This is a genomic window from Streptomyces sp. JNUCC 63 (assembly GCF_054366325.1).
Map to the genome: position 1 here is coordinate 4,894,596 of NZ_CM135963.1, position 13,780 is coordinate 4,908,375.

Consider the following 13,780-nt stretch of genomic DNA (forward strand, 5'->3'; position numbering starts at 1 on the left):
CGGCCCGTCGTCGTCGCGTCGCACGGGCGCGGACGGAGTGCCGCCGGCTACGGCTACGGCAGCGGGTAAATCCGGCTCGCCCGGGTGGTCCGCCGCTGCCCTGCGGCGGCGAGTGAGATCAGCAGTGCGACCGCCGCCGCCGTCACCGGCACCCCGTAACCGGCCGTCGCCGACACGTGTTCGACCACCCAGCCGCCGGTCGCGCTGCCGCAGGCGATGCCGCCGAGCAGGCCGGTCACCGCGAGGGTCATGCCCTCGTTGAGGCGGCCCTCGGGGGAGCGCTGCTGGACCAGGGTCATGTTCGTGACCATGGTGGGCGCGGTCGCCGTACCGGCGATGAGCAGCGCGGCGGACAGCGCCAGGAGGGAACCGGTCAGGGCGGCGGCCAGCAGCGGCAGTGTCATGAGCGCCGTCATCGCGGCCACGCACCACGGCAGGCGCCGCCCCGCCGGGCCCGCGGGCTTCACCACCCCGTACACCAGCCCGGCCACGCACGAACCGGCCGCCTGCAGCCCGAGCGCCACGCCCGCCGCCGAGCGGTGACCCCGGTCGTCCGCGAACGCCACCGTGACGACCTCCATCGCGCCGAACACCGCGCCCATGGCGAGGCACACGGCGAGCTGCGCCGGCATACCGGGGGCGCGCAGCGGCGCACGCGCGGGCGTGCGCGGCCTCGGTGGCGGCTCGGTCGAGCGCTGGGCGGCGAACAACAGGACGCCCGTGAGCAGCAGCACCGCGCCGACCAGCATGCCGGCCTCCGGGAAGAACGTCCCGCACAGGAAGGCCGCGAGGACCGGACCGAGCATGAAGCACAGCTCGTCCGCGGCCTGTTCGAAGGAGTTCGCGGTGTGCAGGGCCGCGGGGTCCGACGGCAGCAGGTGAGCCCAGCGGGCGCGGGACATCCCGCCGGTGTTCGGGGTGGTCGCGGTGGCGGCGTAGGCGGCGAACAGGGTCCAGTCGGGGGCGTCGTAGCGCACGCACAGCAGCAGGGCCAGGCTGCCCAGGACCGCGCAGACGGTGGCGGGCACGGCGATCCGGGCCTGCCCGTACCGGTCCACCAGCCGGGCGATCCAGGGGGCGGTCGCCGCGGTCGCCGCGAGGCCGGTCGCGGTGACGGCGCCGGCGAGTGCGTACGAGCCGCGTGTCCCGGCGATCATCACGACCGCGCTCACGCCGAACATGCCCATCGGCAGCCGGGCCATCAGGTTCCCCGCGGTGAAGGCGCGGGTGCCGGGGAGGGTGAACAGGCGGCGGTACGGGGCGAAGAGGGGCGAGCGGGCGGAGACCGGGGTGGAGGAATTCGGCATGGTGTCACCGTCGTTCGGCCGCCGGTCCGCGGTCCAACACCTGATCCGGCGCGATTGACGCACCCGCGTTGTAAGTTCGGCCCGTGCCCGCCCGACCCGAACCCGTATCCGTATCCCGACCGTCCGTCCTCTCCGAAGGAATCACCCCCCGGCTGCTCCGTGCCTTCGTCGCCGTGGCCGAGGAGCTGCACTTCACCCGTGCCGCCGCTCGGCTGTACGTCGCCCAGCAGGCCCTCAGCCGTGACATCCGGCGGCTCGAGCGTGAGTTGGGCGCCGAGTTGTTCGTACGGAGCACCCGGCAGGTCGCGCTGACCGCCGAGGGTGCCCGGCTGCTGCCGTACGCCCGTCGGGTGCTTCAGGCGCAGCGGGAGCTGCTCGACGCCTTCGGCCGGGGTGAGCCGGAGCGGCCGTTGCTCGTCGATGTCAACAGCCCTGGGCTGTTCGGGGAGCGGGTGCTGGACCGGGCGCGCGCACTCGTTCCCGATCTCGAACTGATGACCCGTTTCGAAAGCGGTCTGACCGGTGCCGCCGCCGAGATGCTGGCCGGCCGGCTCGACGCGTCGTTCGGGCGGTTCGCCGGGCTCGACCCCGCCGTCCGCGGCCGGCTGCTGCACCAGCCCGTGCGGTACGAACGGATGGCCGTCGTCCTGCCCGAGGACCACCGGCTCGCGCGCCTGGCCGAGGTGCCGCTCGACGCGCTGGCGGGGGAGAGCGTGTACGCGGGCGCGGGCAATCCGCGCACGCTGGAGTGGACCGACCTCGCGCATCGCCTGTTCGAGGGGCGTGGTATCGAGGTCGCACCGCCCGCGCCCCTCGCGATCGGTGTGGCGGAGTTCCGGCGGATCATGGCCAAACACCGCACGCCTGTCCTGACCGTCGTGGATTTTCCGGCCATGCCTCAGACGGTCCTGCGGCACCTGGTCGACCCCGTTCCACTCTCTCCCGTGTCACTGGTGTGGCGAAAAGGGCTGGTGCATCCCGGATTGGATGCGCTCAGGTGTTCTGCGACCGAACTGGCAAGCGAGGAAGGGTGGCTTCGACGGCCGGCGGATGGCTGGATTCCGGCCATGGATGCGCAAGTGATGGGGGCCTACACCTGAGACGGAACTCCACGGCATGACCACATGCGATACATTCAGGGACCCGGGTGCATTGTGATAAAGGGGCGCTCGGGCCGGGTGGGGGCCCGGCTCGGCAACTGGTACGTAGACCCGGATTCGTACGCCCCTCTGGTAGTGATGCCCCATGGGGGGGAAATTACGTGCGCGCCGACAAATGGCGGAATGACGCCCAACCGAGCGGGTCCGGTTCCGCATCAGGAGGTCTCCGCGAGACGGCCGGGGCCATGAACCCGGGCGGGTCGTTCGACTTCGGTGACGCGCCCGGCGCGGAACCGGAATCAGGCCGACCCCCCGGCGTGCCGCCGGCACCGGGTGACCGGACGGGGTGGCCGGAAGCCGATGGCCGTGGCCGTACGGCGGCCTGGCCGACGGCCCGTCCGGGCGATGAGGGCGGCTACTGGCCGGGAGCGGGCGGAGGCCCCGCCCCGGACCCGGCACCGGGCTCCTGGTTCGACAAGGGCAGCCCCACCGGGCCGGTGGCCGAGGCGGAGACGCGGATACTGCCCGAGCAGGCGACCGACTCGGCCGACTCGATCGGTTCGGCGTCGGACTCGTCGACACGTGCGGACACGGAACCGTTCGGCCCCGCCGGCACCGGCCCCCTGCGGGTGAAGGTCGACGACCCCTGGCAGGCCGACGAGACCGGCGGGACCCACGACCCGCACGAGGTCACCATCCAGCTCGACGCCATAGAGCTGGGCGGCCCGTCCGCCGGACCGGCCGGTGTCGTCGGCGGCAAGGAGGCCGACAAGCCCGTCTTCGTCGACGAGTCCGGCCGCCGCAGCCGCCGCTTCCGCCGCCTCGGCATGGCCGTCGGCCTCACCTGCGCCGTCTACGCGGTCGTCATCGTCGTCACCCTGCTGTCCGGCAACGCGGCAGCTCCCTGGGTGCCGGTCCCGATCCCCGGCGCGGACGACACGCCGGCGAGCAAGGTCAAGGAGTCCCCGCACCCGTCGGAGTCCGCCGCCCCGTCCACGGAAGCCAGTGGCGTACCCGGCGTCAGCGCCGACCCCAGCACCCCGAGCACCGGCGTGGTCCCGACCCCGGGCACCACCGTCGTACCGGGGACGTCGGCCCGGCCCGGCACGACGCCCGGCGCCTCGACCCCGCCCAAGCCATCCGTGTCCAGCACGAAGAAGGGCACGCCGGGCGGCACCACCACGCCCGTCGACCCCGGGGGCAACGGCTCGCCCCCGGTCACCAACCCGTCGTCGCCCGCTCCGTCGACCGACCAGACCCCGGACCCGGACGCGCCCCCGCCCGGCGGACCCGGTGGTGACCCCGGTGGCAACAGCGCCAACACCAACAACGCCGCACCGGCCCCCACCCAGGCCCCGATCGCCTCCAGCGGGCCGGCCCCGGCCCAGCCCGGTGCCACACCCGTCCAGTCCCCGGAGAACGTCCTCTGATGGCCTCGCGCTCCAACCGTCGCCGTTCCAGTCGAGCCGACGGGCGCTCCCGCCGTGCCCCGGCCCACGTCAACGCGCGCCGCGTTCGCCTGCCCATGCGCTGGCTGCTGCCCGCGACACTGCTGATTGCCGTCACCGCGATGCTGATGCTGCGCGGCTACGTGCACAGCGAGATCCTGGCCGACTACCGCATCCGGCCCGAGGCGGCCGCCGACAAGGTGCCCGAGGAGATCGTCGCGGGCGGCCCGGTCATCGACACCCGCAACGGCAAGACCGCCAGCCTGACCGTGCCCAAGCAGCGGCTCGTCCTCACCTTCGACGACGGCCCCGACCCCGCGTGGACCCCCAAGGTCCTCGACGTGCTCAAGGAGCACAACGCGCACGCGGTGTTCTTCATCACCGGCACCATGGCCTCGCAGTACCCGGACCTGGTCAAGCGCATGGTGCGCGAGGGCCACGAGATCGGGCTGCACACCTTCAACCACCCCGATCTCTCCTACAAGTCGGAGAGCGGCATCGACTGGCAGCTGTCCCAGAACCAGATGGCGCTGGAGGGCGCCGCCGGCATCCGTTCATCGCTGTTCCGGCCGCCGTACTCGTCCTTCCCCAGCGCGTTGGACAACGCGTCCTGGCCGATCGTCAAGTACGTCGGCTCCCGCGGCTACCTCACGGTCCTCAACCACACGGACACGGAGGACTGGCAGAAGCCGGGTGTCGACGAGATCATCCGCAACGCCACCCCGAAGAACGGCGACGGCGCCATCGTCCTGATGCACGACTCCGGTGGCGACCGGAGCCAGACCGTCGAGGCACTCGAGCGGCTCCTGCCCGACCTCCAGGGCAAGGGTTACAAGTTCCAGAACCTCACCGAGGCCCTCGGTGCACCCAGCGCGCACACCCCGGTCACCGGCGCGGAGCTGTGGAAGGGCCGGGCCTGGGTCTTCCTCGTCCAGGCTTCGGACAAGGTCACCGGCGTTCTGGTCATCGGCCTCGCGGTCGTCGGCTCCCTCGTCCTCGCCCGCTTCGGCCTGATGCTGCTGCTCTCCGGCGCGCACGCCCGCCGGGTGCGCCGGAAGGACTTCCGCTGGGGCCCCGCCGCCCCGGTCACCGAGCCGGTCACGGTCCTGGTCCCGGCGTACAACGAGGCCAAGTGCATCGAGAACACGGTGCGTTCCCTCGTCGCCGGCGAGCACCCGATCGAGGTGCTGGTCATCGACGACGGCTCCAGCGACGGCACCGCCCGCATCGTCGAGGATCTGAACCTGCCGGGCGTACGGGTCATCCGGCAGCTCAACGCGGGCAAGCCGGCCGCCCTCAACCGGGGCCTGGCCAACGCCCGGTACGACATCATCGTGATGATGGACGGCGACACCGTCTTCGAGCCGTCCACCGTCCGTGAGCTGGTGCAGCCCTTCGCCGACCCCCGGGTCGGGGCAGTCGCCGGCAACGCCAAGGTCGGCAACAAGGACACGCTCATCGGGGCCTGGCAGCACATCGAGTACGTGATGGGCTTCAACCTCGACCGCCGGATGTACGACATCCTCGGCTGCATGCCGACGATCCCCGGAGCCGTCGGCGCCTTCCGGCGCAGCGCGCTGGAGCGGGTGGGCGGCATGAGCGACGACACGCTCGCCGAGGACACCGACGTCACGATGGCGCTGCACCGCGACGGCTGGCGGGTGGTGTACGCGGAGAACGCGCGCGCGTGGACCGAGGCCCCGGAGTCCGTGCAGCAGCTGTGGTCCCAGCGCTACCGCTGGTCGTACGGCACCATGCAGGCGATCTGGAAGCACCGCAGGGCCATCGTGGAGCGGGGCCCGTCGGGCCGCTTCGGCCGGGTCGGCCTGCCGTTCGTCTCCCTGTTCATGGTGGTGGCCCCGCTGCTGGCCCCGCTGATCGACGTCTTCCTGCTGTACGGGCTGGTGTTCGGCCCCACTGAGAAGACGGTCGGCGCCTGGCTCGGCGTGCTGGCGGTGCAGGTGGTCTGCGCCGCGTACGCCTTCCGGCTGGACCGCGAGCGGATGAGTCACCTCCTCTCGCTGCCGCTCCAGCAGATCCTCTATCGGCAACTGATGTACGTGGTCCTGCTCCGGTCCTGGATGACCGCGCTCACGGGCGGTCGGCTTCGCTGGCAGAAACTGCGGCGCACGGGTGGGGTGTCCACACCGCCGACCGGGTCCGTCCAGCACGAGCCCGTCGTGGGCGGGAGGACGGCCTGATGTCGAATCCGCCGTTCCCGTCCCGGGCGACGCCTCCGCAGCAGCCGTACTTTCCGCCGCACTTCTCGGCGCCGCACATTCCGGCACCAACTACCCAGGAAGCACAGTACGTGACCGCACCCATCCTGCCGTACGGGACGGACGACGCCACCCGGCCGGCGCCTGTGGAGCAGCCCCGGCGCGCCCCTGTCCGCGACCGCTACTTCGACCTGCTGCGCGCGGTCGCGCTCTTCCGCGTCGTCTTCTACCACCTGATGGGCTGGGCCTGGCTGCCCGTGGTCTTCCCGTCCATGGGAGTGATGTTCGCCCTGGCGGGCAACCTCATGGCCCGCTCCCTCAAGCGTCCGCCCCTGCAGGTCGTACGCAGCCGGATGCGCCGACTGCTGCCGCCGTTGTGGCTGCTCGGCGCGATCGGCGTGAGCGGCATGGTGCTGCAGGGCTGGGGTCCGAACAGCGACGGACACCCCGGCTGGTGGTGGTTCCACCTCACGTACTGGATCGTTCCGCTGAGCGACCCGCCGTACGCCGAGGGCCTGCACGGGGTCCACGGCGTCCTCGGCGACGACTGGGCCTCGGAACTCGCGGGACCGCTGTGGTACATCCGGGCCTACCTCTGGTACGTGCTGCTGTCTCCGTTCCTTCTCAAGGCCCTGCGTGCGCTGCCGTGGGTGACGATCCTGTCGCCGATCGCGCTGTCTGCGGCATTCGAGTTCGGCTACCTCAACCTGCCTGGCGAACGGTTCCCGTCCGCTCTCACCGACTTCAGCACCTTCGGCGCCTGCTGGATCCTGGGCATGGCCCACCAGGAAGGCGTCCTGAAACGCATTCCCCGCTACATCGTCCCGTCCGTGGCTCCGGTGATCGCATGCCTGGGCCTGTGGTATGCGCTGACGCACGGTTTCAAGCAGGGCCACGACCTGGATGACCTTCCGTTCGCCCAGTCCTTGTGGTCCTTCGCCACGGTGCTGCTGCTCCTCCACGTCAGCCCGTCCTGGTCGGAGTGGCCCCGCTGGCTGCGCCCCTTCGACCGCCTGATCACACTGCTCAACTCCCGTGCGGTGACGGTCTATCTCTGGCACAACATCTGTATTCTCATCGCCTCCACCATGTGGGACCAGCTGTGGCGCATCGACGTGATGGGGCAGCACTTCTCCTGGCTTCTGAACAGCCCGTGGCCGGTACTCGCCATCACCTGGCTGTTCATCGGCAGCTGCATCGTCTGGTTCGGCTGGATGGAGGATGTGGCAGCGAAGCGCAAGCCGCAACTGTGGCCGGACGGTTCGTCGCGTAAGCCGACCAAGGGAAGGATGGGTGCGCACCGCGGATAGCGCAGACGGAAACGTCCGGGGCCGGTCTCTCGCCGAGGGACCGGCCCTGTCAGTGGTTCAGACCGATGAACCTTCAACTTCCTTCTGGCCAACGCGCGTAGACGGGCCCATCATGAGGGTGCTCTGTGTGCACAACCCTCGCAGTGATTTGTCATGAGCGCGACATTCAACGGCAAAGGGAGGCGGCACGATGGCTTGCGGATCGACCAGCCTGTGGGCCGGTGAGACGAGCTGGTTCTGTTGCGGATCCGCGTGGGGTCCGTGCGGCAGCGCAGGCGGCGGCGCCTGCGGCAACTGCCGGTCCAGCGCGAATCACGGCGCCTGGCCCAACGCGTCACAGGCGTGCTGGGACATCACCCGGCCCGACCTGTGCGGCGAGAACATCCCCAGACGCGGCTGCGGCGCCGTGATGAACGTCCGGCACCAGTGCTCCGGCGCCACCGTCTGCATCACGATCACCGACTGCGGACCGCGCACCAAGAGCTGGTGCGGCGAGGCCACCTGCTGCAACGGCGCCTGCCGCACCAACCGCGTCCTGGACCTGACCCCGGCCGCCTTCTCGGCCATCGGCAGCCTCAGCTCCGGCAAGCTGCCGGTCTACATCTACGAGTGAGGGGGAGACCGACATGACGTACCGTCAGAACGACAGCGGCGGCCTGGGCCGCCGGCGCTTCCTCACCACGGCCGCCCTCGGCGGCGCGACCATCGTCGGCGCGACCGCCCTCGGCGGTATCGACGCCGACGCGGCCTTCGCCTCCGAGCCGTCGCTCGACCCGGCGATCCCCAAGTCGTCCTTTGCGGAGGGCCGGATCACCGGCATCACCGGCAGTGTCCTTCAGGTCGCGGGATCCTACGGCGACCACCACCGGGTCCGGATGACCAACGCCACCAGCGTGTGGAAGGTCCGGCCCACCACCGCCGCCGAGATCGAGGTCGGTGACGGGCTCTACGCGCGTGGCGTACCGATGCCGGACGGTACCGTCGCCGCCGACGCGGTGTGGGTGAACATCGTGAACCTCGACACCACGATCCGCGGCATCGCGAAGGACCGGCTGCACCTCTCCCACGGACAGCACGAGATCGTCGGCCGCGTCCGTCCGGACACGACGAACGCCTCCTACGCGGGCCGCGCGCTCACCTCGGACCTGTCCCGGCTGCGCATCGGACAGAGCGCCCAGGTGCTCGGGGCCTGGCGGCCGTCCGACAACTCGGTGGACGTCGTCCGTATCTCCGTCGGGCACTGACGGCCGGATCGGAGGAGGGAGAAGGGTGGGGCAAAGATGCTCTCACTGACAACGGGCCTCATACCGCTGGTTCTTGCGGGCCTGCTGGGGTGGACCGGCTCGGTCAAGCTTTTCGACCGTGCCACCGTGCGCCGGGCACCCAAAACGGCGCTGGCCCGCATGCTGCGCAGCAGCGAGCGGGCGGCGCTGGTGCTGCGCGGCGTCGGCGCCGTGGAACTCCTGCTCGCCGCAGGGCTGCTCGCCGTACCGGCGAACCCGGTGCCGGGCACGGCCACCGCCGTCCTCGGGGCCGGATTCCTCGGCTACCTCGGTTACGGCCGGGCGCTGGCACCGGAGTCCTCCTGCGGCTGTTCGGCGAACGACGACGCCCCGATCACCTGGCGCGCGTTCGCGCGCGCCGCGGTGGTGCTCGCGGGCGGCGCGACGGCGGCGGTGGCGAACGGCACCTGGTGGTCCACGATCAGCGAACGGCCCGGCGGCTCGCTCGTCCTCCTGGCCGTGGCCGTGGTCGTACTGGTGGCGCTCTCGGTCGATCCCGACCGGTGGTGGCTGCTTCCACTGCGCCGGCTGAGGCTGCGTGCCTTCGGGCATCCGCTCTTCGGCGGCGAGGTGGGGGAGCGCGTGCCGGTCGCCGCCAGCGTGGAGCTGCTGGAGCGCTCCCTCGCCTGGCAGACCGCCTCCACGGTGGTCCGGTCGGGTCTGCTGGATCACTGGGAGGAGGGTGGCTGGCGCATCCTCCTGTACTCGGGCGTGTACGGGGCGGGGGAGAGCGCACGGCCGGTGTCCGTGGTCTTCGCCCTGGACGCCACCGCCAGCCGCGACACCCCCGGTGATCCCGTGGTCCGCGTCAGCTTCGTCGACGCGGACAGCGGGGAACCGGTGGCACAGGAGATGCTGAACGCGGTTCCTGCGCGCAGGGTTCTGCCGATGGTGGGTTGAGGAACCATCATGCGGTTCACCGCCACCTGCTCACGTGCCCGCAGGTGGCGGTGAGCCATTCGCCGCCGCCGTCGGCCCCTCACCCCCGCTCCCCGCGAGGTGGGAGCAACGTTCCCTCCCGGTCACGCGCGGCCACGGCGCGGAAACGCGAGGTCCCTGCCTTCGGGACCCAGCCACTCGGCGCACCGTGGAGGCGTCGTGGCAGGCGGCCGTCGCTGGATCGAGCACGGGGACCCGGAGGACGAGGACTTCCGGGAGAGGACGGGGGAGCAGGTCGCCCACCGGAACCTCGCCCTCTCCGTGCTCTGCGAGCACATCGGGTTCTCGGTGCGGACGCCATGGTCCGTGCTCGTGCTGTTCATGGGGCCCGAGTACGGACCGACCCCCGCCGACAAGCTCCTGCTCACGTCCCTGGTGACGCTGGTGGGGCGGTCGTACGGGTGCCGTACACCTTCGCCGCCCGGCCGAGGGCGTGCCGAGCCGTGACGTGATACTTGACGTGACACTGGGGACATCACGCCGAACCAGGCCCGTCACGCACTGTTGACAGGATCGGTCGGCGAGTGGCGGATACGACGACTCGAGTGCGGGACGGGAGCCGATGGACGGCGATCAGCAGCGGACGGAAACGCGGCGACCGGAACACGGGCCCCTGGCCGGTTTCACCGTGGGGGTGACGGCCGCGCGCCGGGCCGAGGAGCTGGTCGCGCTCCTCGAGCGGCGCGGGGCGTGCGTCGTGCACGCGCCCGCCCTGCGGATCGTGCCGCTCGCCGACGACAGCGATCTCCTCGCCGCCACCGAGGAGATCATCGACCGGGCGCCCGACGTCGTGGTGGCCACCACCGCGATCGGTTTCCGCGGCTGGGTCGAGGCGGCGGACGGGTGGGGACTCGGCGAGGCGCTGCTCGACCGGCTGCGCAGGGCGGAGCTGCTGGCGCGCGGGCCGAAGGTCAAGGGCGCGATCCGGGCCGCCGGGCTGAGCGAGGAGTGGTCGCCGTCGTCGGAGTCCATGGCGGAGGTGCTGGACCGGCTGCTGGAGGAGGGCGTCGACGGCCGCCGGATCGCCGTACAGCTGCACGGGGAGCCGCTGCCCGGGTTCGTGGAGGCGCTGCGGGCCGGAGGCGCGGAGGTCGTCCCGGTGCCGGTGTACCGGTGGATGCCGCCGGAGGACCCGGGGCCACTGGACCGGCTGCTGGACGCGACCGTCGCCCGCGGGGTTGACGCGCTCACCTTCACCAGCGCGCCCGCCGCCTCGTCGCTGCTGTCGCGGGCGGAGGAGCGGGGGCTGCTGCCGGAGCTGCTGGCCGCGCTGCGGCACGACGTGCTGCCGGCGTGCGTGGGGCCCGTGACCGCGCTGCCACTGCGGGAACGCGGGGTGGACACGGTCCAGCCGGAGCGGTTCCGGCTGGGGCCGCTGGTGCAGCTGCTCTGCCGGGAACTGCCGGTCCGGGCAAGAGTGTTGCCGGTCGCCGGGCACCGGGTGGAGATCCGCGGGCACGCGGTGCTGGTGGACGAGGAGCTCAGGCTCGTACCCCCGGCGGGCATGGCGCTGCTCCGGGCACTGGCACGGCGGCCCGGCCGGGTGGTCACCCGCGCCGACCTGCTCCGCGCCCTCCCGGGCACCGGCCGCGGCGAACACGCCGTGGAGACCGCCGTGACCCGCCTCCGCACCGCCCTGGGGACCCCCGAGCTGATCCAGACGGTCGTCGAACGCGGCTACCGCCTGGCCCTGGACCCGGCGGCCGAGACGAAGTACGCCGACCTGTAGGGGCGCGCCCGGTGTGCGAGGGGTACCGGGGGCGGCGCTGGGCAGGCACTGTGGAAGGGAACGGTTTTCCGGCCTCCGACGAGTGCCCCGGTCAGGTCCGCCGGCCGGGGTGAGCCCAGGTGGTGACAGGCGCATGGTGGTGGGTACGGCCACGGGCCCCTACGAGCTGCGGTTCGATGCCGGGCGGGTCTGTCTGGACCTGCTGTCCACCAGCCATCCCGCCGAACGGCTGCACTCCCTCTCGCCGTTGCGCGCCTGGATCACGGGGGCGGGCCTGGTGCCGGCCGGCACCGCGCTGGCGCACGTGGACGCCTCCTGGCTCACCGCGTTCCGTGAACTGCGGGGGGATGTCCGGCAGTTGGTGCTCGGATACCTGGCCGTCGAGCCCCGGTCGTACGACCTCGCGCTCGCCCGCGTCAACGAGGCCGCCCGTACCGCGCCCCCGGCCCCCCGTGCCGTACGAGGTGAAGACGGAACCCTGGTACGCGAGTTGGCCGGTCCGCCCGAGTGCGCGGCGCTGCTCGCGGCCGTCGCCCGGGACGCCGTGGAGCTGCTGACCGACCCCGTCGCCCGGGCGGGCCTGCGGCAGTGCGAGGGCGACAACTGCCCGATCGTGTACCTGGATACGTCCCGGGGACACCGGAGGCGCTGGTGTTCCAGCGAGGTGTGCGGGAACCGCGAACGGGTGGCCCGGCACCGCCGCCGCGCCGCCCTCGCCCGCGCATAGAGACCGAGGACAAAGAGGCCGAACGACCGGTCGGTCATCCTGTTTGCCGGTTGTGCGAGGTCGTCGCCGAAGTGATTTCGGCAACATCCCGTTTGGTGCCCGTGCTTGACGGGGAGTCGGCGCGATCTTGATATTGTGTCGGAAATGTGAACATCACGCGGTGGGAATGTGCTCCCATGTCCCCCTCGTCACGCCGGCCCGCGGAAAACTGTCGGCTGATTTTGAACACGGCGCGACCCACATCCGTATCCGACGGCGAGCGACCGACTGGGGGATCCCCCGGACACCGGAGGTGGGCGTGCGCAAGGATGCGGCCGTGGCCAAAGAACGTGGAGCGAGGGCCCGACATCGCATGTCCCAGTCCTCGGAACCCGATGAGGAGTTGATGCGTGCGCTGTACCGAGAGCACGCCGGACCTCTCCTCGCCTACGTCCTCCGGCTGGTCGCCGGAGACCGGCAGCGTGCCGAGGACGTGGTGCAGGAGACGCTCATCCGTGCCTGGAAGAACGCCGGCCAGCTCAATCGAGCGACCGGTTCGGTACGCCCCTGGCTGGTGACGGTCGCCCGGCGCATCGTCATCGACGGCCATCGCAGCCGGCAGGCCCGGCCGCAGGAGGTCGATCCGTCGCCGCTGGAGGTCATCCCCGCGGAGGACGAGATCGACAAGGCGCTGTGGCTGATGACGCTGTCGGACGCGCTCGACGACCTGACCCCGGCTCACCGGGAGGTGCTCGTCGAGACGTACTTCAAAGGGCGTACCGTCAATGAGGCGGCGGAGACGCTGGGTATACCCAGCGGCACTGTCCGCTCCCGGGTGTTCTATGCCCTGCGTTCGATGAAGCTGGCTCTGGAGGAGAGGGGGGTGACGGCGTGATGAGCATGTACGGGGGGTTCGGAACGGGTGGTCCGGGTATGTCTGGGGCCATGCAGGGATCTCCGGCCCCGAACGAGCACGAGACCGTCGGCGCCTACGCCCTCGGAATTCTCGACGACACCGAGGCGACCGCGTTCGAAGCCCACCTCGCAGGCTGCGAGTGGTGCGCGCAGCAGCTCGACGAACTGGCTGGGATGGAACCGATGCTGGCCGCGCTCGCGGACCTGCCGGACTCCGGCTCGCCCGCGATCGGCGAGTCCCTGTCGGCCAAGCCCAGCCCACGCCTGGTGGAGAAGCTCGTCGACGAGGTCGCCGAGCGTCGCGCCCGGAAGCGCCGACGCGGCTTCTACCTGGTCGCGGCGGCGGCAGCGCTGATCATCGGCGGCCCGCTGACCGTGTACACGGTGAGCGGTTCGGACAGCGGCGGCAAGGCCGACGTGGCGGCGGGCACCGCGCAGACCACCTTCCGGGAGATGCCGGACAAGGTCACGGCGACGGACCCGACGACGCACGTCACCGCGACCATCGCCCTGGAGAAGAAGGACTGGGGCACGAGCGCCGTCGCGGAACTGAAGAACGTCACCGGCCCGCAGAAGTGCTCGCTGATCGCCGTCGGCAAGAACGGCGAGCGCGAGACCCTCTCGACCTGGTCCGTCCCGAACTGGGGCTACGGCATCCCGAACGCCAAGACGGAGGAGGCCAGGAAGCCCCTCTACGTCCGCGGCGGCGCCGCCCTGGAGCCGAACCAGATCGACCACTTCGAGGTGATGACCTTCGACGGCAAGCGACTCGTCGAGGTCAAGTCCTAGAACGGAAATGCCCGGCTTCCGCGAGCGGGTCCCCT

At 71.5% G+C, this 13,780-nt stretch carries 12 protein-coding genes and 1 pseudogene; 12 read left to right on the forward strand and 1 reads right to left on the reverse strand.

Annotated elements, in window-relative coordinates; all coding sequences use genetic code 11:
* Window positions 1-53: 53 nt before the first annotated feature.
* Complete coding sequence (locus ACX25U_RS22480) at window positions 54-1,307, reverse strand: MFS transporter (protein ID WP_454382629.1); 1,254 nt, start codon at window positions 1,305-1,307, stop codon at window positions 54-56.
* A 140-nt stretch (window positions 1,308-1,447) separates the two neighbouring features.
* Between ACX25U_RS22480 and ACX25U_RS22485 the strand changes: the two genes are divergently transcribed.
* The 12 genes and pseudogenes from ACX25U_RS22485 to ACX25U_RS22540 all read left to right on the forward strand — a co-directional run bounded on the left by ACX25U_RS22485 (window position 1,448) and on the right by ACX25U_RS22540 (window position 13,745).
* On the forward strand, window positions 1,448-2,407 hold the full coding sequence (locus tag ACX25U_RS22485; protein WP_454394443.1) for a LysR family transcriptional regulator: 960 nt from the start codon (window positions 1,448-1,450) through the stop codon (window positions 2,405-2,407).
* 317 nt (window positions 2,408-2,724) lie between these two features.
* A complete protein-coding gene (locus ACX25U_RS22490) occupies window positions 2,725-3,837 on the forward strand; it encodes a hypothetical protein (RefSeq protein WP_458633779.1) in 1,113 nt (370 codons plus the stop codon).
* Window positions 3,837-6,056, forward strand: coding sequence for a bifunctional polysaccharide deacetylase/glycosyltransferase family 2 protein (locus ACX25U_RS22495; RefSeq protein WP_454382631.1), 2,220 nt, complete (start codon window positions 3,837-3,839; stop codon window positions 6,054-6,056). The genes ACX25U_RS22490 and ACX25U_RS22495 overlap by 1 nt, the downstream gene beginning before the upstream one ends.
* A 110-nt stretch (window positions 6,057-6,166) precedes the next feature.
* Window positions 6,167-7,384, forward strand: coding sequence for an acyltransferase family protein (locus tag ACX25U_RS22500; protein WP_454382632.1), 1,218 nt, complete (start codon window positions 6,167-6,169; stop codon window positions 7,382-7,384).
* A 190-nt stretch (window positions 7,385-7,574) separates the two neighbouring features.
* Window positions 7,575-7,997 (forward strand): RlpA-like double-psi beta-barrel domain-containing protein, encoded by a 423-nt coding sequence (locus tag ACX25U_RS22505; RefSeq protein WP_111005491.1) that lies wholly within the window; start codon window positions 7,575-7,577, stop codon window positions 7,995-7,997.
* A 13-nt stretch (window positions 7,998-8,010) separates the two neighbouring features.
* A complete protein-coding gene (locus ACX25U_RS22510; protein WP_454382633.1) occupies window positions 8,011-8,628 on the forward strand; it encodes a cell wall protein in 618 nt (205 codons plus the stop codon).
* Between the two features lie 36 nt (window positions 8,629-8,664).
* Window positions 8,665-9,567: a MauE/DoxX family redox-associated membrane protein gene (locus tag ACX25U_RS22515; RefSeq protein WP_454382635.1), complete on the forward strand. Its 903-nt coding sequence runs from the start codon at window positions 8,665-8,667 to the stop codon at window positions 9,565-9,567.
* A gap of 198 nt (window positions 9,568-9,765) precedes the next feature.
* Window positions 9,766-10,025 (forward strand): annotated as a pseudogene (locus ACX25U_RS22520) (MFS transporter); the annotation flags it as partial.
* 143 nt (window positions 10,026-10,168) lie between these two features.
* Window positions 10,169-11,335: a uroporphyrinogen-III synthase gene (locus ACX25U_RS22525; protein WP_454382637.1), complete on the forward strand. Its 1,167-nt coding sequence runs from the start codon at window positions 10,169-10,171 to the stop codon at window positions 11,333-11,335.
* Between the two features lie 133 nt (window positions 11,336-11,468).
* Window positions 11,469-12,062, forward strand: coding sequence for a CGNR zinc finger domain-containing protein (locus ACX25U_RS22530; protein WP_454382639.1), 594 nt, complete (start codon window positions 11,469-11,471; stop codon window positions 12,060-12,062).
* Window positions 12,063-12,414: 352 nt separating this feature from the next.
* Window positions 12,415-12,936, forward strand: coding sequence for a sigma-70 family RNA polymerase sigma factor (locus ACX25U_RS22535; RefSeq protein WP_019056398.1), 522 nt, complete (start codon window positions 12,415-12,417; stop codon window positions 12,934-12,936).
* Window positions 12,936-13,745: an anti-sigma factor family protein gene (locus ACX25U_RS22540; protein ID WP_454382641.1), complete on the forward strand. Its 810-nt coding sequence runs from the start codon at window positions 12,936-12,938 to the stop codon at window positions 13,743-13,745. Before ACX25U_RS22535 ends, ACX25U_RS22540 begins: the two co-directional genes overlap by 1 nt.
* Window positions 13,746-13,780 lie beyond the last annotated feature (35 nt).

Coding starts and splice junctions, on each gene's coding strand:
- ACX25U_RS22495 (WP_454382631.1), top strand. CDS start 3,837: ATGGCCTCGCGCTCCAACCGTCGCCGTTCCAGTCGAGCCGACGGGCGC.
- ACX25U_RS22505 (WP_111005491.1), top strand. CDS start 7,575: ATGGCTTGCGGATCGACCAGCCTGTGGGCCGGTGAGACGAGCTGGTTC.
- ACX25U_RS22530 (WP_454382639.1), top strand. CDS start 11,469: ATGGTGGTGGGTACGGCCACGGGCCCCTACGAGCTGCGGTTCGATGCC.
- ACX25U_RS22535 (WP_019056398.1), top strand. CDS start 12,415: ATGTCCCAGTCCTCGGAACCCGATGAGGAGTTGATGCGTGCGCTGTAC.
- ACX25U_RS22480 (WP_454382629.1), bottom strand. CDS start 1,307: ATGCCGAATTCCTCCACCCCGGTCTCCGCCCGCTCGCCCCTCTTCGCC.
- ACX25U_RS22525 (WP_454382637.1), top strand. CDS start 10,169: ATGGACGGCGATCAGCAGCGGACGGAAACGCGGCGACCGGAACACGGG.
- ACX25U_RS22515 (WP_454382635.1), top strand. CDS start 8,665: ATGCTCTCACTGACAACGGGCCTCATACCGCTGGTTCTTGCGGGCCTG.
- ACX25U_RS22510 (WP_454382633.1), top strand. CDS start 8,011: ATGACGTACCGTCAGAACGACAGCGGCGGCCTGGGCCGCCGGCGCTTC.
- ACX25U_RS22540 (WP_454382641.1), top strand. CDS start 12,936: ATGAGCATGTACGGGGGGTTCGGAACGGGTGGTCCGGGTATGTCTGGG.